Origin of the sequence: Streptomyces sp. OR43 (assembly GCF_008042275.1) — a bacterium.
Classification (GTDB): Bacteria; Actinomycetota; Actinomycetes; order Streptomycetales; family Streptomycetaceae; genus Streptomyces.
On sequence record NZ_RDBK01000043.1, the window covers coordinates 2,617,142 to 2,636,809 of the forward strand.

24 protein-coding genes are annotated in these 19,668 nt (G+C 70.8%); 10 read left to right on the forward strand and 14 right to left on the reverse strand.

Translation table 11 applies throughout. The features are described from left to right. Nucleotides 1–311: 311 nt before the first annotated feature. A complete protein-coding gene (locus tag EAO72_RS30760; RefSeq protein ID WP_261991675.1) occupies nt 312–647 on the forward strand; it encodes an STAS domain-containing protein in 336 nt (111 codons plus the stop codon). A gap of 416 nt (nt 648–1,063) precedes the next feature. On the opposite strand, the gene EAO72_RS30765 is transcribed toward EAO72_RS30760, so the two are convergent. The 3 genes from EAO72_RS30765 to EAO72_RS30775 form a co-directional block, all read right to left on the reverse strand. Then, nucleotides 1,064–2,065 carry a sigma-70 family RNA polymerase sigma factor gene (locus EAO72_RS30765; protein WP_148020358.1) on the reverse strand — a complete coding sequence of 334 codons (1,002 nt, stop codon included), beginning with the start codon at nt 2,063–2,065 and terminating at the stop codon, nt 1,064–1,066. Between the two features lie 99 nt (nt 2,066–2,164). Then, entirely contained in the window at nt 2,165–2,890 is a 726-nt protein-coding gene (locus tag EAO72_RS30770) for a L,D-transpeptidase family protein (RefSeq protein ID WP_148020359.1), read from the reverse strand. A gap of 85 nt (nt 2,891–2,975) precedes the next feature. Beyond that, on the reverse strand, nt 2,976–4,286 hold the full coding sequence (locus EAO72_RS30775) for an MFS transporter (protein WP_148020360.1): 1,311 nt from the start codon (nt 4,284–4,286) through the stop codon (nt 2,976–2,978). A gap of 62 nt (nt 4,287–4,348) precedes the next feature. Between EAO72_RS30775 and EAO72_RS30780 the strand changes: the two genes are divergently transcribed. Continuing rightward, a complete protein-coding gene (locus EAO72_RS30780; protein WP_148020361.1) occupies nt 4,349–5,302 on the forward strand; it encodes a LysR family transcriptional regulator in 954 nt (317 codons plus the stop codon). Between the two features lie 39 nt (nt 5,303–5,341). Here the strand turns inward: EAO72_RS30780 and EAO72_RS30785 are convergent, their stop codons facing one another. From EAO72_RS30785 to EAO72_RS30795, 3 genes are all read right to left on the reverse strand, one after another. Next, nucleotides 5,342–5,899, reverse strand: a complete 558-nt coding sequence (locus EAO72_RS30785; protein WP_148020362.1) for a hypothetical protein — start codon at nt 5,897–5,899, stop codon at nt 5,342–5,344. A 73-nt stretch (nt 5,900–5,972) separates the two neighbouring features. Continuing rightward, nucleotides 5,973–6,161 (reverse strand): DUF397 domain-containing protein, encoded by a 189-nt coding sequence (locus tag EAO72_RS30790; RefSeq protein WP_148020363.1) that lies wholly within the window; start codon nt 6,159–6,161, stop codon nt 5,973–5,975. Further along, nucleotides 6,158–7,006: a helix-turn-helix domain-containing protein gene (locus EAO72_RS30795; protein ID WP_148020364.1), complete on the reverse strand. Its 849-nt coding sequence runs from the start codon at nt 7,004–7,006 to the stop codon at nt 6,158–6,160. The genes EAO72_RS30790 and EAO72_RS30795 overlap by 4 nt, the downstream gene beginning before the upstream one ends. A 144-nt stretch (nt 7,007–7,150) precedes the next feature. On the opposite strand from EAO72_RS30795, the gene EAO72_RS30800 reads away from it, so the two are divergent. Then, nucleotides 7,151–7,597 (forward strand): ATP-binding protein, encoded by a 447-nt coding sequence (locus EAO72_RS30800; protein WP_187285286.1) that lies wholly within the window; start codon nt 7,151–7,153, stop codon nt 7,595–7,597. 24 nt (nt 7,598–7,621) lie between these two features. Here EAO72_RS30800 and EAO72_RS30805 read toward each other — a convergent pair whose 3' ends face one another. Beyond that, entirely contained in the window at nt 7,622–7,942 is a 321-nt protein-coding gene (locus EAO72_RS30805; protein WP_148020365.1) for a hypothetical protein, read from the reverse strand. A gap of 69 nt (nt 7,943–8,011) precedes the next feature. On the opposite strand from EAO72_RS30805, the gene EAO72_RS30810 reads away from it, so the two are divergent. Beyond that, a complete protein-coding gene (locus EAO72_RS30810) occupies nt 8,012–8,908 on the forward strand; it encodes a LysR family transcriptional regulator (RefSeq protein WP_148020366.1) in 897 nt (298 codons plus the stop codon). A 61-nt stretch (nt 8,909–8,969) separates the two neighbouring features. On the opposite strand, the gene EAO72_RS30815 is transcribed toward EAO72_RS30810, so the two are convergent. Next, a complete protein-coding gene (locus EAO72_RS30815; RefSeq protein ID WP_148020367.1) occupies nt 8,970–9,377 on the reverse strand; it encodes a hypothetical protein in 408 nt (135 codons plus the stop codon). A 278-nt stretch (nt 9,378–9,655) separates the two neighbouring features. Here EAO72_RS30815 and EAO72_RS30820 point away from each other — a divergent pair, with 278 nt between their 5' ends. The 3 genes from EAO72_RS30820 to EAO72_RS30830 all read left to right on the forward strand — a co-directional run bounded on the left by EAO72_RS30820 (nt 9,656) and on the right by EAO72_RS30830 (nt 12,099). After that, nucleotides 9,656–10,114 carry a hypothetical protein gene (locus EAO72_RS30820; RefSeq protein WP_261991676.1) on the forward strand — a complete coding sequence of 153 codons (459 nt, stop codon included), beginning with the start codon at nt 9,656–9,658 and terminating at the stop codon, nt 10,112–10,114. Between the two features lie 305 nt (nt 10,115–10,419). After that, nucleotides 10,420–11,358, forward strand: a complete 939-nt coding sequence (locus EAO72_RS30825; protein ID WP_148020368.1) for a GNAT family N-acetyltransferase — start codon at nt 10,420–10,422, stop codon at nt 11,356–11,358. A 90-nt stretch (nt 11,359–11,448) separates the two neighbouring features. Continuing rightward, nucleotides 11,449–12,099 carry an MOSC domain-containing protein gene (locus EAO72_RS30830; RefSeq protein WP_148020369.1) on the forward strand — a complete coding sequence of 217 codons (651 nt, stop codon included), beginning with the start codon at nt 11,449–11,451 and terminating at the stop codon, nt 12,097–12,099. Nucleotides 12,100–12,305: 206 nt separating this feature from the next. On the opposite strand, the gene EAO72_RS30835 is transcribed toward EAO72_RS30830, so the two are convergent. After that, the gene (locus tag EAO72_RS30835) at nt 12,306–12,983 is read right to left on the reverse strand and encodes an alpha/beta hydrolase (RefSeq protein ID WP_148022138.1); all 678 of its coding nucleotides are present in this window, start codon (nt 12,981–12,983) and stop codon (nt 12,306–12,308) included. A 197-nt stretch (nt 12,984–13,180) separates the two neighbouring features. Here EAO72_RS30835 and EAO72_RS30840 point away from each other — a divergent pair, with 197 nt between their 5' ends. Both EAO72_RS30840 and EAO72_RS30845 read left to right on the forward strand, forming a co-directional pair. Next, nucleotides 13,181–14,335 carry an adenosine deaminase gene (locus tag EAO72_RS30840; protein ID WP_148020370.1) on the forward strand — a complete coding sequence of 385 codons (1,155 nt, stop codon included), beginning with the start codon at nt 13,181–13,183 and terminating at the stop codon, nt 14,333–14,335. Nucleotides 14,336–14,469: 134 nt separating this feature from the next. Beyond that, nucleotides 14,470–14,784 (forward strand): hypothetical protein, encoded by a 315-nt coding sequence (locus EAO72_RS30845; RefSeq protein WP_148020371.1) that lies wholly within the window; start codon nt 14,470–14,472, stop codon nt 14,782–14,784. Nucleotides 14,785–14,853: 69 nt separating this feature from the next. On the opposite strand, the gene EAO72_RS30850 is transcribed toward EAO72_RS30845, so the two are convergent. The 5 genes from EAO72_RS30850 to afsQ1 all read right to left on the reverse strand — a co-directional run bounded on the left by EAO72_RS30850 (nt 14,854) and on the right by afsQ1 (nt 18,689). Further along, nucleotides 14,854–15,060 carry a PspC domain-containing protein gene (locus EAO72_RS30850; RefSeq protein WP_148020372.1) on the reverse strand — a complete coding sequence of 69 codons (207 nt, stop codon included), beginning with the start codon at nt 15,058–15,060 and terminating at the stop codon, nt 14,854–14,856. 102 nt (nt 15,061–15,162) lie between these two features. Then, on the reverse strand, nt 15,163–15,732 hold the full coding sequence (locus EAO72_RS30855) for a VanZ family protein (RefSeq protein WP_148020373.1): 570 nt from the start codon (nt 15,730–15,732) through the stop codon (nt 15,163–15,165). Between the two features lie 103 nt (nt 15,733–15,835). Then, on the reverse strand, nt 15,836–16,480 hold the full coding sequence (locus EAO72_RS30860) for a hypothetical protein (protein ID WP_148020374.1): 645 nt from the start codon (nt 16,478–16,480) through the stop codon (nt 15,836–15,838). After that, nucleotides 16,477–18,015, reverse strand: a complete 1,539-nt coding sequence (locus EAO72_RS30865; RefSeq protein WP_148020375.1) for a sensor histidine kinase — start codon at nt 18,013–18,015, stop codon at nt 16,477–16,479. The genes EAO72_RS30860 and EAO72_RS30865 overlap by 4 nt, the downstream gene beginning before the upstream one ends. Further along, a complete protein-coding gene (gene afsQ1 / locus EAO72_RS30870) occupies nt 18,012–18,689 on the reverse strand; it encodes a two-component system response regulator AfsQ1 (RefSeq protein WP_185095372.1) in 678 nt (225 codons plus the stop codon). Before afsQ1 ends, EAO72_RS30865 begins: the two co-directional genes overlap by 4 nt. A 192-nt stretch (nt 18,690–18,881) precedes the next feature. On the opposite strand from afsQ1, the gene EAO72_RS30875 reads away from it, so the two are divergent. Next, nucleotides 18,882–19,643: a SigE family RNA polymerase sigma factor gene (locus EAO72_RS30875; RefSeq protein ID WP_148020376.1), complete on the forward strand. Its 762-nt coding sequence runs from the start codon at nt 18,882–18,884 to the stop codon at nt 19,641–19,643. Nucleotides 19,644–19,668: the final 25 nt, after the last annotated feature.

A 19,668-nucleotide genomic window follows, 5' to 3' on the forward strand; every position in this document is an offset into this window, starting at 1 on the left:
CGGCGCCGATGCGTGCACCGGCGCGGCCGTTTCACCTGTCTAGAGAGGGATTTGATCGAATGGGTTCACAGCAGGCACATAGATGGCCGGAGTTGGCGGATCGCCATCGGCTGTCGGTCGGCTGCGATTCGTCCGGCGGCCGGTCCTGCGCGACGGGGGAGCGGCCCGCTACGAAGGCGGCCGGAGAGGCCCATGGGCAGCTCGTGGGCGCGGGGCACCCCCCGACGGGCCGGACATGAGAGCACGCGCGTCGGCAGGAGGCGGGGAGCGGCGGGGCGATGAGTTTCGGCCGTAGGACCGGTCTCCCTGGTATGGATCCCCTGTCGCCAGCCGTACTCGTCCTCTCCGGACGTGTCACCCGGGCCGGTACGCCCCGCCTCTGCGCGGACCTTGAGGCGATACTGGCCACGTCGGACGCTGCCGTGGTGGACTGCGACGTGGGCGGCATCGTCGAGCCGGGCCTGGCCTCCGTCGAGGCGATCGCCCGTCTGTCCGTGGTCGCGCGCAGGGCGGGCGGCAGGCGGCTGCGGCTGCTCCATGTGCCGTCGGAGCTGGGGAGCCTGATCGACTTCGTGGGCCTGACCGACGTGGTGGGACTGGACGACGGGGCGCCGGCCGAGGCGCCGGGCCGGGCGTCCGGCCCCTGACGGGGCGGGCGCCGCGGCGCCTCACGGGCTCTCGTACACCGCGTAGTCGCAGAGCACCGAAGTCACACGGGTCTGCACGCCGTCTCTCCCGATCGGGCCTTTCGTCGGCGCGCCGGTGGCCGACGGCTCGGGCGAGGCCGGGATCGGCACCGGGCGCGCCCCAGGAGCCGATGACGGGTGGCCCGGCGCCGTGGCCGCCGGCTCCGGCATCCCGTCCCGCGACCGATCCGCACCCCGCGCGGCCGCTGCCGCGCAGTCGGACTCCGGCTGCGGGCCCGGCTCCGCGCCGGAGGCCGGCGGGACGACGCGGGCCGGCCCCGACGTCGCCGCCGGCTCACCGGCCCAACGCGTGAGCCCCCATCCCGCGACGGCCAGCACCACCCACCCGGCCACCAGCCCCCGCACCAGCCGCGGCCTCACGCGGCATCGGCCTCCAGGTGATCCGGCAGCCCGAACAGCGGGAACCAGCGCGGGGTGTCGAGGAAGCAGTGCATGCCCGTGATCGCCCCGTCCTGGATGTCGATGACCTGCACGGCCCACGGCACGAACCCGGGACCGTCCGGGTTCGGCTTGTAGTGCGCGAACGCCGGGGTGCCGTTCGCCGACGTGGCGACCAGCCGGGAGCCCTCGCAGGACGCGCCGATCGACGTCATGAACCCCGCGATGTCGTCGTGCCCCTGCAGCCAGAGGTCGAACGGCGGCATCGTCATCACGGCGTCTTCGTGGAGGAGCGCGGTCAGGGCCTTCATGTCGTAGCCCTCGAAGGCCGCGACATACCGCTCCAGGAGCTTGCGCTGCTCCTCGTCGAGCGGGTCCGCCGCATCAGCCGTGGCGGCGTCGCCCTGGTGGTCGGTGAGCGTGGCCCGCGCCCGCTGGAGGGCGCTGTTGACCGAGGCGACCGTGGTGTCGAGCAGCTCGGCGACCTCGCTGGCCTTCCACGCGAGCACCTCGCGCAGGATCAGCACCGCCCGCTGCTTCGGCGGCAGGTGCTGGAGCGCGGCGACGAACGCGAGACGTACCGACTCCCGCGCGACGGCGGCCTCCGCCGGATCCGCGACCGTCGGCAGGATCCGCCCGTCCGGCATCGGCTCCAGCCAGGTGTTCTCCGGCAGCGGATTGAGCGCCGCCTGCGCGAGCGGCGTCGGGCCGGACAGATCGACGGGCCTGGCCCGCTTGTTGCCCGCGTTCAGCATGTCGAGGCACACGTTCGTCGCGATGCGGTAGAGCCAGGACCGCAGCGAGGACCGGCCCTCGAACTTCTCGATGTTGCGCCACGCGCGCACCAGCGTGTCCTGGACCGCGTCCTCCGCCTCGAAGGCCGAGCCGAGCATCCGGTAGCAGTACCCGGTCAGCTCGACCCGGTGTCCCTCCAGACGACTGTCGATGTCGGTCGTCGTCGTCGCCGTCAGATCAGTCATCGCTTTCGCTCACCCCTGTTGCGCTGTGACACCGCTCACTTCAGCACTTCGGAAGCTACCGCAGGGCACTGACAACGGGGGCGGGAAGAGCAGAAGCGGTCACGTTCCGGGCTTGCGCCCGTACACGTACACGTCGTCGCCGTTCTTCAACAGGTTCCAGTATGACTTCGCGTCGGCGGTGCGCATGTTGACGCAGCCGTGCGACCCCGGCGGGTTCCACATCTTCACGCCGACCGCGTGGAACGCCTGCCCGCCGTCGAAGAACTGCGAGTACGGCATCGAGACGTGGTAGATCGACGAGACGTGGTTCTTGTGCTTCCAGTAGATCTTCTTCGCGCCGGTCCGGGTCTCGTACCCGTCCCGCCCGGTCCGCACCGGCACCGGCCCGAACTTCAGCTTGCTGCCGTCCTGGATCCAGGTGATCTGCCGGGTCAGGTCCACGCACGCGATGCGCCCCTTGTTCGTGGGGCACTTCTTGGCCTTGTTCGGGGTCTTCCCGGCCGCCTTCTGGGCGGCGAGCGTCTGCATGGTGCGCCAGGTGACGGGCCCCGCGTAACCGATCGTCGGCGTGACCCCGTACGTGCTCTGGAACGACCGGATCGCCTTGCAGTCGGCGGCCGACTGCTTGCCGTCCACCTTCAGGTGCAGGTACTTCTCGACCTGCTTCTGGTACGGCCCCCGGGACGTCGTGCACGACGCCGCCTGGGCCGTGCCGCCGGTACCGAGCACGAACGCCGGTACGGCGGTCAGCGCCGCGACGGCCAGCGCGACCCCGCGCCGCGTCCGTACGCCCTTTATGTTCCGTATTTTCCCTGCGACTCCCATAACCGCCAACTCCCCTTCGCGCACAGTGCGGTGATTCCGCCTGCTAGACGCGCGTCGGGGAGTGGATGGTTGTGCGCCGAATGTCTCAGTTCTGTACGGACACGAGCGCGGCCGGCCGCATCCGCTCGGCGCGCGCCGCCCGCGTCCCGTACAGCGTGATCGAGACGACCCCGAGCACCGCGGCCAGTCCCAGCCCGACCGTGCCCGCCCAGCCCGCGGCGTGGAAGGCGACCGCGCCGAGCGTGCCGCCCGCGCTGGAGCCCAGGTAGTACGCGGACTGGTACAGCGCCGACGCCTGGGCGCGGCCCGTGGTGGCCGTGCGGCTCACCGAGGACGAGGCGACCGCGTGCCCGGCGAAGAAGCCGGCCGTGATCAGGACCAGGCCGAGGAGTACGGCGGCCAGCTGGTCGGCCAGCGACAGCAGCAGACCGGCGGCCGTGGTGGAGACGGCCAGGTAGAGCGCGCCCCGGCGCCCCAGCCGGGCGACCAGCTTCCCCGCGGCCGCGGAGGAGACCGTACCGACCAGATAGACGAGGAAGATCGACCCGACCACACCCTGCGGCAGGCTGAACGGCGCCTCGACGAGCCGGTAACCGATCACCGTGTAGACCGCGCCGAACACCGTCATGAACAGCGCGCCGATCGCGTACAGCCGGCGCAGCAGCGGATCGGCGAGGTGCCCGCCGACGGTCTTGGCCAGTGCCTTCGGGTTCAGTGAACCAGGGGTGAAGTGCCGGGCCTTGGGGATCATGAAGTGGAAGACGACGGCGCAGGCCATGGCCAGCAGCCCGACCGCGCCGAGCGCCGCCCGCCAGCCCCACGCCTGGGCGACCCAGCCCGTGAGGATCCGGCCGCTCATCCCGCCGATGCTGTTGCCGGCCACGAACAGCCCGATCGCGGCGACGAGCGCCTTCGGCCGGACCTCCTCCGCCAGATACGCCATCGCGGAAGCGGGCAGACCGGCGAGCGCGGCGCCCTGCACGGCACGCAGCGCGATCAGCCAGCCCAGCGAGGGCGCGAACGGCACGAACAGCCCCACGGTCACGGCGACCACCAGCGAGGCCGTCATCATCTGCCGCCGCCCGAACCGCTCGGACAGCGCGCTCATCGGCAGCACACACAGCGCCAGCGCGCCCGTCGCGGCGGACACCGTCCAGCTCGCCTGCCCGGCCGTGGCGCCGAAGGACGCGGAGACGGCGGGCAGGAGGGCCTGGGTGGAGTAGAGGAGCGCGAAGGTCGCGACACCGGCGGCGAAGAGCGCGAAGCTCATCCGGCGATAGCCGGGACGACCGGGCTCGAGCCGCTCCGGAGCGACGGGAACGGTTGCGGCGACGGGGGACGACTGGGTCGAGGCGGCCACGATGAGGGTGGACGCCCCGGTACTGGCAGGAGGCATGCCACGAACGTATGCCGCCGCCTTTCATGCGTCCAATGCACAAACACGCGATAATCAATCCCATGGCGCATCAGCACAGCTCACAGCCTCGGCTGTCACCAAGCAGTTACGAAGAAGACATCCGCGCAGTCCTCGCCCCGCGCCTGGCGTACTTCGAGGCCGTGGCCCGCCACGAGCACGTGACCCGCGCCGCGCACGAACTCGGAGTCCCGCAGTCCACGCTCTCGCGGGCCATGGTCCGTCTGGAACAGGACCTGGGCGTGGCCCTGTTCGCCCGCAAGGGCCGCACGGTCTCCCTGACCCCCGCGGGCCGCACCTTCCTCGGCTCGGCGGAACGGGCACTCGCGGAGGTGGAGAAGGCCGCCGACTCCGTACGCGCCGACGCCGACCCCACCGCCGGCAAGGTCGCCTTCGGCTTCCTCCACACGATGGGCTCGGAAACCGTCCCCGCCCTGATCCGCGCCTTCCGCGTCGACCATCCCCGGGTCCGCTTCCAGCTCGTCCAGAACTACGGCGAAGCCATGCTCGAACGCCTCCGCGCGGGCGGCCTCGACCTCTGCCTCACCTCACCCGTCCCGGACGCCCCGGACCTCGTGGCCCGCCGCCTGGACGAACAGCGCCTGCGCCTGGTCGTCCCCGAGGACCACCGCCTGGCCACCCGCCGCCGCGTCCGCCTGGCGGAGGCCGCCGACGAAACCTTCGTCACCCTGGAACCCGGCTACGGCCTGCGGCGCATCACGGACGACCTCTGCACGGAGGCGGGCTTCGTCCCGCGCGTCGCGTTCGAGGGCGAGGAGGCGGAAACCCTGCGCGGCCTGGTCGCGGCCGGCCTGGGCGTGGCGCTGCTCCCGCCCCCGGCGGTGGCCCGCCCGGGGGTCGTGGAACTGACGGTGACGGCACCGCGGGCCGCCCGGGAGATCGGCGTGGCCTGGCTGGACGGTCACCCGGACACCCCGCCGGTGGCGGCGTTCAAGAAGTTCCTGCTGTCGCGACGGGGGAATTTGTTGCCGGACTGAGGGAGCGCGGCAGTCGGCGGTGTCGTCCGCCGCACGTGCTCAGTAAGGAGCCATCACGAGGTCGCCGATCACCTGCAGTCCCACCTGCGCGGCCAGCCAGGGAGCGCGTTCGGCCTCGATCTGCTTCACGTGGACGAAGACGGTGTGATCGGTGGCGGGCTCTTCGAGGTCGAGGTCGCGGACGTTGACGCACAGGGTCACGAAGGCGCCCCTTGTGCCTCCGCAGTCCAAGCCGACCTCGGGGGCGGCGGGCCAGCCCCGGAAATCCCACCGCACCGTGGCCGGCGTGTCATGCAGAGCTTCGAGGAACGCCGGCACGGTCTCCGGCTCTGCCGCCCAGGCCCTGAAGCGAAGGGGTAGATGCGCCGACGGATCGTCACCGGCCTTTGACGGCGCGTCCCCGTCGCCTTCGGTGTACCAACCCGCATGCGGCAACAAATCAAACAGGGGCGTCAGGGTTCGTGTGGAGGAGACATGAGCCGCGTAGTCGATTTCGAGCTCACGAAGGTCAGCGATCGCAAGCAACCGCTCGACAACACGCAGCCCTTCGGAGAGATCGGTCGTTCTGAGAATGGGTTGCGCATACGAGTTGGACATGCGCGGTGATTCTGCCGAGCTGACTGGGGCGGCGCGACCGAGTTTCGAACGCTGAACGACTGCTCGGCCCCGATCAGGACGCGACGGTGGACGCGTACGCGGTGAAGTCCGACCACGCCGTCGTGGAGACGGTGAACGGGCGGCGGGCGGTGTCCTTGGAGTCGCGGACGTGGACGGCGTGGGGGCGCAGGGCTACCTCTACGCAGTTGTCGCCGCCGCTGCCGCTGTAACTGCTCTTGAACCAGGCCAGTTCGGTACTCATAGCGCTCCTAGCATCTGCTTCAGCAGGGCCGCCGAGGCCTCGTGGCTCAGCGCCTGTGAGCGCATCTTGCCATAGCGCTGGAGCATGGCACTGACCACTTTCGGGTCAGTGAGGAGGGTGCTGCTGTCATGGCCTTCGACGTAACCGAACCAGCTGTGCGAGGGAGTCTCGGCGAGGTACATCTGCCCGTCGATGCCGGAGTGATCCGGCTGCCTGAGAGGCGTGACGAGCACCTCCACATTGCGGCGCCCGCCCTGCGTCAGAAGGTTCTCGATGAGCGTGGACGTCACCTGTGTACCCCCTAACCGGCGCTCAAGGACGGCCTGTTCGATGAGGAAAGAGAACGATGTGTTGGGGCGTCCGGGCAGAAGGTCCTGCCGCGCCAGACGCGCGGCCACCTGTTGCTGGAACGCGTCCTCCGCGAGCGGCGGGAGGCGCCGGTCGAAGACCGCCCGGATGTATCCCTCGGTCTGGAGCAGTCCAGGTACACCCCGGCACTCGTACGCGTACAGCGCGACCGCTTCCTCCTCGATCCCCGCCCACTGCTGGAACCAGGAGGCGAGCCCGGCCCTCCTGCGCAGACTCCGCGCGGCGGCTCCGAGGACCTTCCCCGCCACGGCCCCCAGGGCATCCGCCGCCCGCTCCGGCAGGTTCTCCGGAGGGAACCGCTTGCCCTGCTCGATCTTGGCGACGTAGGCGGGCGAGTACTGCACGTGGGGCGCGAATTCCTCCTGCGTGAGGCCGGCGGCCTCACGCAGGGCCTTCAGTACGGCCCCGAACGTCCGCAGGCTGTCCGACAGTTCGGGCTCGCCGCCCGACGCGGTGCCTTCGTGATCTGTAGCCATCGCCGCCCTGTCTTCCACGCGTGGATCAACGCGGCAATGATCACGGACGGTGACCCACCCCGTCCAGAGCGTCAACCCATACAGGTGGAACTGTATGGGCGTCGTTCCTGCTGGAAGCAAGGGGCGAGGCGGAACGCTTGGCGCATGACAGCACTGCAAGCCCAACCGCACGTAACCGTAAGCGTGTTCGTCCAACGCTGCTCCGCCACCCGTCTGGGCGCCACGCTCGCGCGCCGCCTGGCCGTCTGGAAACTCGACGTCTGGGGAATCCCGTACGGCACGCAACTCTCCGACACCGTGGCCCTGCTCGTCGCCGAGCTCGCGGCGAACTCGGTCCTGCACGGGCGCGTACCGGGGCGCGACTTCGAACTACGGCTCGCGTACGCACACGGGACCGGCGTCGTACGGGTCGAGATCTCCGACACCCACGAGGCCCGCCCCGACCCCGCCGCCGTGCCCACGGCCGACCCGGAGGCCGACGGGGGCAGGGGCCTCCTCATCGTGGAGGCCCTCGCCGCCCGCTGGGGCGTGAGTGACCGGCTCGGACCGGGCAAGACCGTGTGGGCGGAGGCGGGGCCGGCTGCCCGGTGAGGGCCGAACGCGGGCCGGGGTCCGTCAGAAGGAGAGCGGCTCGTGGTTGGCCCAGACGACCTTGTACGGGTAGCGGGACTGCCAGCGCGTGATGACGTCCTCAAGGCCCGGGGCCGCGAACGAGCCGTTGAGCGCTTCGAGGTCGGCCAGGGAGATCTGCACGATCGCGGTGGCCTTGGGCGCGGGGCTGTGGTCCTCGGCGGGTACACGGACGTGGCGTGCGGTGGCGAACGTCTGGATCTGCCCCGAGTCGCGCATCACCTGTTCGATGTCCTTGAGGAACTGATCCAGCTCGGCATCAGGAAGGGATTCGGCGAAGGAGACGATCATTGTGTGGTGAATCATGGCTCAATCGAACCGCGCCCCACGAGCGAAGTCCAAGACCGATCGGATCTCCATTGATAACCTGGAGGCATGGTTGAACTGGAGACGCGTGAGCTCGAGTACTTCGTCGCAGTCGCCGAGGAACTGCACTTCGGGCATGCCGCCGCGCGTCTCGCCATCGCTCAGCCGGCGCTGTCGAAGGCGATCCAGCGGGTCGAATCCCGGCTCGGCGTTCAGCTGCTCGTACGCTCCAGCCGCCGCGTCTCGCTGACGCCGGCCGGGGAGGCGCTGCTGCACCACGGCCGCCACGCGCTCAACGCGGTGAGCGCTGCGGCCCAAAGCGCGCGCCGGGCCGGCGATGTCCAGGCGCAACTGCGGCTGGTGATCAAGCCCGGTGGCGATGCCAACTTGCTGTCCGGGATCCTCGCCGCGTATGCCGGGCAGCCCGATGCGCGCAGGGTGGACGTCCTGTTCGGCGGCGCCACCGACCGCGCCGACTACCTGCGGGACGGCCGGGCCGATGTGGCACTGCTGTACGCGCCGTTCGACGACCTCACCGGACTGGAGTCCGAGACGCTGTACGTCGAAGGGCGCGTGGCGATCCTGCCGCGTGACCACCGGCTCGCCTCGCGCGGCGAACTGCGCATGGCCGACCTGGAGCACGAGACGCTGCCGCGCTGGAAGGGCGTGCCGGACGGCGGAACCGGTCCGGAGATCGTGGACGTGGCACAGATGACCCAGATGATCATGCTCGGCCGGACGATCGCGATCCTGCCGCGCTCGTCCGTCGAACCGGTCCACCCGGGGCTGGTCTACAAGCCGGTGGCCGACGCCCCGCCCAGCCGCCTGGTCGTCGCGTGGTCGCGACTCGACGACCGGCCCCTCGTCGCCTCGTTCGTCGCCGCAGCGGTCGCCGCGAGCCGGTCGCAGCCGGAGTCGGCGCCGAGTCAGGGGTCGAGCGTTTCCCCGGAAGGTGAGGTCGGATAGGCGCCGGGACCGCGGGTGCAGGCCCCCGCCCCGTTGCGGCCGGAACGGGGCGGGGGGCCGGTCAGAGCCGCCGCTGGACTCCCCCCGGTGACCGGGCGGAGCGCAGGCGTGCCGTGCGGGCGACGCGGAAGTCGAGGTAGGCCAGCGCCATGACGATGACGGGAGCGAGGGTGCACATCAGCACGAGTCGCAGCTGTCCGTCGGTCAGGGTGGCGATCAGGACGATCGCGACCGCACCTCCGAAGAAGCCGAAGAGCTGCCGGTAGGAGCGAAAGGCCCCGAATGCCGCTGAGACCTTCGGCTCTTCCGGTTCCTCATCGGTGAAGGCGGAGCGGACGGGGTGTTCGGCACCTTCGTCGCGTGCCTGGCGCCAGGCCAGGACCAGGCGGGTGAGCGCGTAGACGGAGAACGCGCCGAGGTAGATCCACCACTCGGTCGCGCTGTCGGGTAAGGAGCGGGCCAGGGTCATGACGCATCGCGTACCCCGGCTCCGTGAGAACAGGCGGTGCCGCACGTCCGACGCGCCCCAGGCATCGCCGGCGGCCCGTCGTCGGACCTGCCTGGATCCTGGGTCCTGTGACACGCGAGAGCCGAGTCCAACGGCCACGAGCCGCGGGTGGCCGTGGCGGAGCCGGTGACGCCGGCCGACGGGAACCGCTGCACCGGCTGGGCGCGCCCAGCGGCACCGGGTGATCTCCGGCGAGGCTCGGCAGGAACCTCCCGAGCCGAGTGGACGGGGAGCCCGAGGTGGGTATCCTGCTGCGGCAGTTGAGTGGTCAGGGCACGTACACGCGGTGGCAATCGGGGGACGACATGGTGCGCTTGGTCAGGACGCTCGTTCCGGTGCTCGCTCTGGTCGCCGTGACAGCCGGGTGTTCCTCCGACGACGGCAAGAGCGAAGCGCGGCTGACCGAGCAGCGCGAGAGCTACTGCACGCAGCTCGGGGCGTGGCAGGACGCGCGGGCGGAGGAGGCGGACACCGAGAGGGAGGGCGCGGAAGCGGATGGGGCGTCGGGGTACGACATGGTCGGGGCCGTCGCCGATGATGTCTTCCTCGCGATGGACCCGCTCCGGGACGAGGCCCTCGACGGCGGGCGCACCCTGGCCGAGGCCACGGCGGCGGCGCTGAAGAGCAATGATCGCGGGGCGGGTGAGCTCATTGTGCGGTACTGCCAGGACAACGGCTTCGAGACCCAGGTCGGTTGAGCCGCTGACGACCTGAGGCGGCGTGCCGCGCTGTCACGGAACCGGTCCGACGCGCAGCACAGCCGGAGCCGAAGTCCCCCGGAACGAACCGCCCTTGGAGACTCCGCCTGAGCCTGCATGGCAGGCGGCTCCTCTTCGGACGCCCGGGTCGCCCGCCGGTACTCACGGCATGGCGCGGTATATGCCCGATGGCCCAGGTCGGCGAAGGAGCCGCGCGATGAGGCGCATGCCGGGAATCCCCGGCCAGGGGCATCCGGCGGATTACGCCCTGGACCGGGAGATCGGCCTGCGGCTAGGGTCCGCTGATGCCTTCGACAGCCCCGTCATTGCCTCCCGGCTACCGCTGGCGGCCTGTGAACGCCCACGACATACCGGCGATCCACGCGCTGGTCGCGGCCTGCGAACGGGAGGTGCACGGATGGGTGCAGAGCGACGCCGGTGCCATCGCCGCCGATCTCTCGCGTCCGGGTCTGGTGCTGGAGTCGGACACCGTGCTCGTCCTCGACCAGGCCGGGAGTCCGGCCGCCTGGGCCTGGGTGGACCGGCGCTCCGAGGTCGACGTCCACCCCGGGCACCGAGACCGAGGGCTGGGCGCGGCGCTCCTCGGCTGGGTGGAGTCGCGGGCGCGGGAGACCGGCAGCGACGGCATCGTGCAGACCGTGCCGGAAGCGGATACCGCTGCCGTCGCGCTGCTGCGCTCCCGCGGGTACAGGCCGCTGGCGACGGCCTGGCAGCTGGAGTTCCCCATGCCGGTCGAACCCGCGGTACCCGAGCCGCCGACGGGCGTGACAGTGCGGCCGTTTCGCGTCGGCGACGGCCCTGCCGCACACGCCCTCGTGCAGGACGCGTTCGATGAGTGGCAGCAGCGGCGACAGGCGTACGAGGAGTGGGCCACCCACACCGTCGACCGGCCCGCGTTCGCCCCGACGCAATCGACCCTGGCCTTCTCCGGTGGCCAACTGGTGGGTGCCGCACTGGCTTTGGATGTGCCTGGATCGGGTGAGGGCTACGTCGAGCAGGTCGCCGTGCGCATCGATCACCGACGCCGCGGCCTCGCCAGGTTGCTGCTGTGCCACACGTTTCGCGCCTTCCACCGGGCGAGCCGAAGCTCCTGCGTCCTGTGGACCCACTCGGACACCGGCGCGCTCGACTTGTATCTGCGGGTGGGCATGACGGTCCGGCAAAGTTCGATGGTCCTCCGGAGAGATCTCCATGCCCGGAGCGGCCGAGGACATGCGCGATGAGGCGTGAGGGCCCGGGAGTGGTGATCAACCCCAAGGGTGTGGAGGGGAATTGAGTCGCCGCAGCGGGCAAAGGACCGTACCCTCGCGCGCATGAAGCTGCTCTCCGTCAATGTCGGCAAGCCCCGGCCCAACCCATGGAAGGGCCTCAGCGCGACAGGAATCGACAAGCGGCCCGTTGCCGGGCCGGTCGCCGTGATCGCTCCTGGCCCGAAGGGCACCGGTGAGGTCGGTCTGGTGGGTGACCGCGTCTACGACGTGAAGCATCACGGCGGCACCGACCAGGCCGTCTACGCCTATGCCCGCGAGGATCTCGACGGGTGGGAGGCCGAGCTGGGCGGGCCACTTGCCAACGGTGTCTTCGGGGAGAACCTCACGACGCTCGGCCTCGACGTCAACGGCGCCTTCATCGGGGAGCGTTGGCGCGTCGGTCCGGACGTGGTCCTGGAGGTGTCGTGCGCGCGGATCCCCTGCGCGACCTTCCAGGGATGGCTGGAGCGAGAGGGCTGGATCAAGCGGTTCACCCAGGCAGCGGTGCCCGGCGCCTATCTGCGCGTGATCGAGCCGGGAGACATCCGGGTCTCCGACCCGGTCGAGATCGTGCACCGGCCCGACCACGACGTGACCGTCGCGCTCGCCTTCCGGGCGATGACGCTCGAACCGGACCTGCTGCCACGGCTGCTGGCCGCTGACGCGCTGCCGCAGGAGGACAGGGAGCGGGTCGGTCGGCGCATGACCGCGTAGACGGGCGACAGGCACGCCGTACGGAGTGCGGGCCAGGTGCATCACCGGCACAACGACCACGCCGGCCGGCCGGTCATGAGAGCGGTGTCGTGGGCCGGACCTCTCCTGCGCGCCGAGGTGCGGTCGCGGAGCCGCAACGACATGGCCCTCCTGTCACGGTTGCCGATGCTCCACCGGGTGAGCCGGTCCGGGCCCACCCCTCCGTCTCACCCCCGCAACGACTTCCCGAACCCGGCAGCCAGCGGCATCCGCAGCCCCAGCGGCGGCGGAGCCGCCAGGGCGTCCGCGACCGGGCGGGCGTAGCTGCGGCCGAAGAGGGAGCCGCGGACGAAGTCGGCGGCCAGGGCGGCGACTTCGGTGTGGTGCTGGCGCAGTGCGTGGCCGTCCGAGTGGACCTCGAAGCGGCAGGTGTCGCGGTTGGACTTCTTCGCGCGCTCGGCCAGGCGGAACGAGAGCTCCGGGTCCGAGCGGGCGTCGTTCGTGCCGTGGACCAGCAGGACCTGACGGCCGACCAGGTGCTTGACCGGCTCCGGTTCGGCGTCCGGGTCGCCCGGGAGCCAGGGGGCCATGGAGAGGACCGAGGTGACGGCCGGGTGGCCGCCCGCGCGGAGGGCCGCGCGGCCGCCCATGCCGTGGCCGGCCAGGCAGACCGGGATGTCTCCGTAGCGGCGTACGACTTCGTCCACCGCCCATACGGCGTCCGCCGCGAGGTGGGCCTCCGTCGTGTTCCAGCCGCGGCAGCGGTAGTGGACGACGTGGGCGGCGAGGCCGTCGGTGCCGCCCGCGCGGGCCAGGGACCGGGCCAGGGGGAGCTGGAGGGCGTACGTGAGAGGGGAGGGGCGGCGGTGCGAGTAGGGCTCGCCGTCCGGGAGCAGCAGGACCACGCCGCTGACCGTGGTGGATTCTCCGGCCGTCCTGACGGCCCGTCCCAGCCTTGCAGCAGGCAGGGGGAGTGCGCGCTGTGCCATGACGTAACAGTGTCAGAAGGGCAGGTGTACGCCACCCGTATTCGCGGTCTCTGTTACGTATCGGCGAGCGCCGTCCAGCGGCGCTCTACGCGCGTAGGCGCTAGAGTGCGTGGATGATGAGCCCGACCCTCCATGTGCCCGGCCAGGATCAGATCCGGCGTGCCCCCAAGGTCCTTCTCCACGACCACCTCGACGGCGGACTGCGCCCCGGGACGATCGTCGAACTCGCGGCGGTCAACGGCTACGAAGGCCTCCCGGAGACCGATGCCGACAAGCTCGGCATCTGGTTCCGGGAAGCCGCCGACTCCGGTTCGCTGGAGCGCTATCTGGAGACGTTCGCCCATACGTGCGCCGTCATGCAGACCCGTGAGGCGCTGGTCAGGGTCGCCGCCGAGTGTGCGGAGGACCTGGCCGCCGACGGTGTCGTCTACGCCGAGGTGCGGTACGCCCCCGAGCAGCACCTGGAAGCCGGTCTGAGCCTCGAAGAGGTCGTCGAGGCCGTCAACGAGGGCTTCCGCGAGGGAGAGCGCCGGGCGCGGCAGGACGGGAACCGGATCAGGGTGGGCGCGCTGCTCACCGCGATGCGGCACGCCGCACGCTCGCTGGAGATCGCGGAGCTCGCCAACCGCTACCGCGAGCAGGGCGTCGTTGGCTTCGACATCGCCGGCGCCGAGGCGGGCTTCCCGCCCACCCGGCACCTCGACGCCTTCGAGTACCTCAAGCGCGAGAACAACCACTTCACCATCCACGCCGGCGAGGCCTTCGGCCTGCCGTCGATCTGGCAGGCCATCCAGTGGTGCGGCGCCGACCGGCTCGGCCACGGTGTCCGCATCATCGACGACATCGAGGTCGCCGAGGACGGCAGTGTGAAGCTCGGCCGCCTCGCCTCGTACGTACGCGACAAGCGCATCCCGCTGGAGCTCTGCCCGACCTCCAACCTGCAGACCGGTGCCGCGGCCTCGTACGCCGAGCACCCCATCGGGCTGCTGCGCCGGCTCCACTTCCGGGCCACCGTGAACACGGACAACCGGCTGATGAGCGGGACGAGCATGAGCCGGGAATTCGAGAAGCTGACCGAGACCTTCGGATACACGCTCGATGACATGCAGTGGTTCACCGTCAATGCGATGAAATCAGCATTCATTCCTTTCGATGAACGTCTGGCGATGATCAGTGACGTCATCAAGCCCGGTTATGCCGAGCTGAAGTCCGAATGGCTCTTCGAGCAGACCGCTGCGACCAGCGTGTCTACCTCGGTCGCCGGCTGAACGGACAGCTTGCGGGGAACGGCCGGGGGTCATTTTCCCGGCCGTTTTCCGTGTTTTTGATGTTTGCGGGACGGGCCGAGGGCTGACTAGGTTGCAGAGCCGCTCACATCCCCTTCCCCAAGGATGAATTTCACATGAAGCAGTCTGCTGCCAGGACTCTCGGCGTCGCCGCTCTCGGTGCCGCTTTCGCCGCTGCCGCCGCCGGTACGGCGTCCGCCTCCGCGCTGCCGCTGGAGACCGCCACCAGCGCCCTGCCCGTCGCCGGCGCACTGGCGAACGCCACGTCGGCCCTGCCGGTCCAGGACACCGCCACCGAGCTCCTCGGCACCAGCCAGACGAAGGTCCTGGGCGACGTCGCCGCCCCGGCCAAGGGTCTCCTCGGCGGCATGCCCGCCGGTGGTCTGACGACCAGCGGTCTGTCGGCCAACGGGCTGCCCCTCGGCCGCTGAGGAACGTGGCACACGCCTGTGGGCGGGCACCCGGCCTCGGGTGCCCGCCCACAGGCGTGTGTACGGGGACTACCAGGCGGTCGCGGCGGACGAAGGCCGCTCCTGGGGGAGCAGCAGCCACAGCGCCAGGTAGAGCAGGAACTGCGGGCCCGGCAGCAGGCACGAGACGACGAAGATGATGCGCATGGTCCTCGCGGAGGTGCCGAAGCGCCGTGCCAGCGCTGCGCACACTCCGCCGAGCATGCGTCCGTCACGGGGGCGGGCAAGTGCGGCCATGGTGGGCTCCTTCGCGAACCGTTGCTGAATCCGAGGAGGGAGCGGTTCGTCGCGCTCCCGGTGTATCCAGGATGGCTCGGGCGACGGGGGCAAAGCGTCGCTCTACGGGGCGATACCGACCCTGGAAATCGTCGGGGTCGACCCCTGAGAGGCCGACAGCGACGAGGACTGGGCCACGCGCGCGGCCCGGGGCAGCAGGCGGCCCCGCTCCTCCTCGCGGCGGCGCAGCCGCGCGCGCCAGGCCGGGACGATCAGGAGGTGGGCCAGTCCGACGCCGACGGTGTTCAGGAACAGCGAGTCGACGTCGACGACCTGGCCGGGCACCCCGGTCTGCCCCAGTTCGATGGCCAGCGAGATCAGCGCCCCGGCCGCGACCGTACGGGTCAGCGAGGCCCACGGGGAGACGAGGAGCCGGCCTCCGGCCAGCGGCAGCAGCACGCCCAGTGGGGCCAGCAGCAGCAGTTCCTTGCCGATACGGCGGGCGGCGGCGACCGGGCCCAGGGACAGATCGGCCTTGATGCCGGCGAACGGCTGGAGGTTGGCGGCGGTCATCCACGGCACGTCCAGCGGGCGCAGAGTCAGCCACCCGACGAGCAGCAGATGCGCGAGGAGCAGTGACACTCCGACCACGCGGAAGCGGATGACGGCTTGGCCGCCCGAACCTTGACGCACGCCAGCCAAGACGCGGGCGGCGGCAGGATCGGTTCCGCTCCGGCGGGGGAGACCTGGCTCACCCCGTTCCGGGCACCCGCCCTCAGCGCGCGAACGCGCCGGTTCAGGGCAGCTGGGCCGTGTCCGCGGTCGGTACGGCCTCCGGGCTGGCCTTCGTCTCCGTCGTGCACAGGTAGGCGCGCGGCGCGTAGTCGCCCGGGCCGCCGAGCGTCACCGACTCGTCGGGGACGAGCGACTCGCTCTCGGTGAACGTGCAGACGATCTGGGCCAGTGCCTCGGACGGCAGGTCCTCCGGCTGCACGCTGAGACGGAGCGTGCCCTTCGGGTCGCCCGCGTGGGGACCGTTGACCCGCAGCGTCCCGGGGACGTGGGTGGAGAACCCCGCCTGCTGCTCCGCGCTCGGCGGCTCCAGGCGCAGTTCGTCCAGGAGGGCCCGGGCGATCCGGAGCCGGTCCGATGCCGTCTCCCGGACCTGCACCGCGCGGTCCACGGTGACCAGTTCCGAGGCGCAGACCAGGTAGATCTGCACGGGGATGCCCTGCTGGGCCTGGGTGGTGATGTCCTCCGCCGGCATGGCGCACGGCACCCGGGACGGGGCCGGTCCCGCGTCGACGGGGACCGAGGTCGTCCTGATCCCGCAGCCCGTGGCCAGTACGGCGCAGAGCGCGGCGGCGGCGAGGGCCGCGGCGGGGCGGCGGCCCGGGCGTGGCGCGGCGGGGCGGCTGCCCCGGCGTCCGGTGGGTGTCACGTGGCGTCGTCCTCCTGGTCGGGGATCTCCGCGCCGTGACCCTCGGTGGTGCGGCTCAGCGCCTCCGCGTCGCGCGGAAGGCGCAGGACGAATATCGCGCCGTCGCCGTCCGGCGAGTTCGCGGCGGTGATGTCGCCGCCGTGGATGTGCGCGTTCTCCATGGCGATCGAGAGCCCCAGGCCGCTGCCTTCGGAGCGGGGGCGGGAGGCGCTGGCCTTGTAGAAGCGGTCGAAGACATGCGGCAGGACGTCCTCGGGGATGCCGGGGCCGTGGTCGCGTACCTCGATGACGAGGTCGTCGCCCTCGGTGCGCACCGTGACCCGTACGGGCGAACCGCCGTGCTTCAGCGCGTTGCCGATCAGATTGGCCAGGATCACGTCGAGCCGGCGCGGATCGAGGCGGACCATCATGCCGCGCTCGGCGTCCAGGTCCACCGCGTCCAGCCAGGCGCGGACGTCGATGCAGGCGGTCACCTGGTCGGCGACGTCGACGGTGTCGAGGACGAGACGGGCCGTGCCCGCGTCGAAGCGGGTGACCTCCATCAGGTTCTCCACCAGGTCGTTGAGGCGCCGGGTCTCGCTGACCACCAGGTGCACGGCGGGCGCGATCATCGGGTCGAGACTGTCGGCCTCGTCCTCCAGCACCTCCGCGACCGCGGTGATCGCGGTGAGCGGGGTGCGCAGTTCGTGCGACATGTCGGCGACGAAGCGGCGGCTGGACTCCTCCCGCGCGCTCATGTCCGCGACCTTCTTCTCCAGGGAGCTCGCCGTTCTGTTGAACGTCCTGGAGAGATCGGCCAGTTCATCGGTGCCGGACACCGTCAGCCGCGTATCGAGCTTGCCCTCACCGAGCTTGCGCGCCGCGTCGCCGAGCCGCTGCACGGGACGCAGCACCGTCGTCGCCGCGGCCTGGGCGAGCAGGGCGGAGCCGACCAGGGCCAGGGCGGTGGCGATTCCCAGGGACCAGGCGAGGGAGTTGAGGTCCTGCCGTTCCTGGTCGAGCGACTTGAGCATGTAGCCGGTCGGACCGCCGCCGATGATCTTCGTGCCGGCGACGAGATACGGCGTGCCGCGGATCGAGGTCCGCTGCCAGAACAGGTGGTACTGGTACTTGTTGCCTGCCTTGACCTGCTGTTTCCTGTCGACCTGCTGCTGCAGCGACACCGGCACGTTGTCGCGGGTGAAGGTGTCCAGGTCGGAGTTGCCGACGATCGGCTTGCCGGGATCGCGCTCGTCGATCAGCAGCACGCTGTAGCCGGGACTGCTGCTCGCCATCTGTACGGCGGCGGTCTGCAGGTCCTCCTTGGTGGGGCTCAGCGGCAGCGAGGCCGCGCGGCTCTGCATCTCCTGCCGGAAGTCCCCGAGCGCGGAGTCCTGCGTACGGGTCAGCACCGCCTCGCGGTTCAGCCAGTACGCGATCCCGGACGCGGACACCGCGGCGGTCAGCGCGACCAGCGCGAACACGACGACGAGCCGCAGCCGCAGGCTGGTCCAGCGGAGCCCGGCCAGCAGACTCCGCCGCACAGCCGTGCTCACTGCGGCGAGTCCAGCCGGTATCCCACGCCCCGCACGGTACGGATCAGGGTCGGCGAGGACGGTACGTCCTCCACCTTCGCGCGCAGCCGCTGGACACAGGCGTCCACCAGACGGGAGTCACCGAGGTAGTCGTGCTCCCACACGAGGCGCAGCAGCTGCTGCCGCGACAGGGCCTGGCCCGGCCGACGGCTCAGCTCCAGGAGGAGACGCAGCTCGGTCGGCGTGAGCTGCAGGTCCTCCCCGTTCTTCGTCACGGTCATGGCGGACCGGTCGATCACCACGCTGCCGAAGGTGGCGGAGTCCGTGGACTCGCGCTCACCGCGGCGCAGCACCGCGCGGATCCGGGCGTCGAGCACCCGGCCCTGCACGGGTTTCACCACATAGTCGTCGGCACCGGACTCCAGACCGACCACGACGTCGATGTCGTCGCTCCGTGCGGTCAGCAGGATGATCGGCAGTTGGTCGGTGCGCCGGATGCGCCGGCACACCTCGAAACCGTCGATCCCGGGCAGCATCACATCCAGCACGACCAGGTCGGGCCGCTGCTCGCGCAGCAGGTTGAGGCCGTCCTCTCCCGTCGCCGCGGTGGCCACACGGTGGCCCTGGCGAGACAGCGAGAGTTCGAGGGCCGTGCGGATGGCGTCGTCGTCCTCGATCAGCAACAGGAAAGGCACGTTGGTCATTCTGACCCATGGGGGTGCCCCAGTTCGACAGTTGGTCCCCTCTCATGCATCCCGCAGCCCCGAATCACGTCCCCGCCGGGCCCTGTGACAGGTCTGTGACAGTCGGCGGACAGGGCCATGAAATCGCCCCGGCAAGCTCGTTGACACAAGGAACGGACGGACTCCACCGACGGGGGGCGCGAGATGAACGCAACGCACAGCATCACCACGAGCGCAGTTGTCACGCGTCTCCACGACGTCGGGCGGAGCACCGAGAAGTCCGGCGCCGCAGTGAACGGACGGGGGTGCGTTCGAGGCGCCGGGCGTCAGCACCCGTCATACATGACGGTGGTCGACGCGCCTGCCGCCACGGGGGCGGGCAACGGGGGAAGCACGTACGGGGAGGTCACGGGGGAGCGGAAGGCCCCGGCGCGGTCCGAGGACGCCGAAGCGGCGTTCACGGCCTACGTCCGGGAGCGCCGCGCCTCCCTGTACGCCACCGCCTACCACCTGACCGGCGACCGGTTCGAGGCCGAGGACCTGCTGCAGAGTGCCCTCTTCTCGACGTACCGGGCATGGGACCGGATCAGCGACAAGGCGGCGGTCGGCGGATATCTGCGCCGCACCATGACCAACCTGCACATCAGCGCCTGGCGCAGGCGGAAGCTGAACGAATACCCGACCGAGGAACTGCCGGAGACGGCGGGCGACACGGACGCGATGCGCGGTACGGAGCTGCGCGCCGTGCTCTGGCAGGCGCTGGCGCGACTGCCCGAGACACAGCGCACGATGCTGGTCCTGCGCTACTACGAGGGCCGTACGGACCCGGAGATCGCGTCCATCCTCGACATCAGTGTCGGCACGGTGAAGTCCAGCATCTGGCGGTCGCTCCGCCGGCTGCGTGAGGACGAGGTCCTCAGCTTCGGCCGTGACGAGGAGGAGTCCTTCGGCGAGCTGGTGGCCTGAGGCAGCGGGGGGAACGGGGTACGGG

What these genes read in the sequence shown, in the direction of transcription:
- EAO72_RS30810 (WP_148020366.1), top strand. Translation starts at nt 8,012, where the DNA reads ATGGTTGAACTGGAGACGCGTGAGCTCGAGTACTTCGTCGCAGTCGCC.
- EAO72_RS30875 (WP_148020376.1), top strand. Translation starts at nt 18,882, where the DNA reads ATGAACGCAACGCACAGCATCACCACGAGCGCAGTTGTCACGCGTCTC.
- EAO72_RS30770 (WP_148020359.1), bottom strand. Translation starts at nt 2,890, where the DNA reads ATGGGAGTCGCAGGGAAAATACGGAACATAAAGGGCGTACGGACGCGG.
- EAO72_RS30850 (WP_148020372.1), bottom strand. Translation starts at nt 15,060, where the DNA reads ATGGCCGCACTTGCCCGCCCCCGTGACGGACGCATGCTCGGCGGAGTG.
- EAO72_RS30765 (WP_148020358.1), bottom strand. Translation starts at nt 2,065, where the DNA reads ATGACTGATCTGACGGCGACGACGACGACCGACATCGACAGTCGTCTG.
- EAO72_RS30760 (WP_261991675.1), top strand. Translation starts at nt 312, where the DNA reads ATGGATCCCCTGTCGCCAGCCGTACTCGTCCTCTCCGGACGTGTCACC.
- EAO72_RS30790 (WP_148020363.1), bottom strand. Translation starts at nt 6,161, where the DNA reads ATGAGTACCGAACTGGCCTGGTTCAAGAGCAGTTACAGCGGCAGCGGC.
- EAO72_RS30815 (WP_148020367.1), bottom strand. Translation starts at nt 9,377, where the DNA reads ATGACCCTGGCCCGCTCCTTACCCGACAGCGCGACCGAGTGGTGGATC.
- EAO72_RS30785 (WP_148020362.1), bottom strand. Translation starts at nt 5,899, where the DNA reads ATGTCCAACTCGTATGCGCAACCCATTCTCAGAACGACCGATCTCTCC.
- EAO72_RS30775 (WP_148020360.1), bottom strand. Translation starts at nt 4,286, where the DNA reads ATGCCTCCTGCCAGTACCGGGGCGTCCACCCTCATCGTGGCCGCCTCG.
- EAO72_RS30795 (WP_148020364.1), bottom strand. Translation starts at nt 7,006, where the DNA reads ATGGCTACAGATCACGAAGGCACCGCGTCGGGCGGCGAGCCCGAACTG.
- EAO72_RS30840 (WP_148020370.1), top strand. Translation starts at nt 13,181, where the DNA reads ATGATGAGCCCGACCCTCCATGTGCCCGGCCAGGATCAGATCCGGCGT.
- EAO72_RS30800 (WP_187285286.1), top strand. Translation starts at nt 7,151, where the DNA reads ATGACAGCACTGCAAGCCCAACCGCACGTAACCGTAAGCGTGTTCGTC.
- EAO72_RS30805 (WP_148020365.1), bottom strand. Translation starts at nt 7,942, where the DNA reads ATGATTCACCACACAATGATCGTCTCCTTCGCCGAATCCCTTCCTGAT.
- EAO72_RS30780 (WP_148020361.1), top strand. Translation starts at nt 4,349, where the DNA reads ATGGCGCATCAGCACAGCTCACAGCCTCGGCTGTCACCAAGCAGTTAC.
- EAO72_RS30825 (WP_148020368.1), top strand. Translation starts at nt 10,420, where the DNA reads ATGCCTTCGACAGCCCCGTCATTGCCTCCCGGCTACCGCTGGCGGCCT.
- EAO72_RS30845 (WP_148020371.1), top strand. Translation starts at nt 14,470, where the DNA reads ATGAAGCAGTCTGCTGCCAGGACTCTCGGCGTCGCCGCTCTCGGTGCC.
- EAO72_RS30830 (WP_148020369.1), top strand. Translation starts at nt 11,449, where the DNA reads ATGAAGCTGCTCTCCGTCAATGTCGGCAAGCCCCGGCCCAACCCATGG.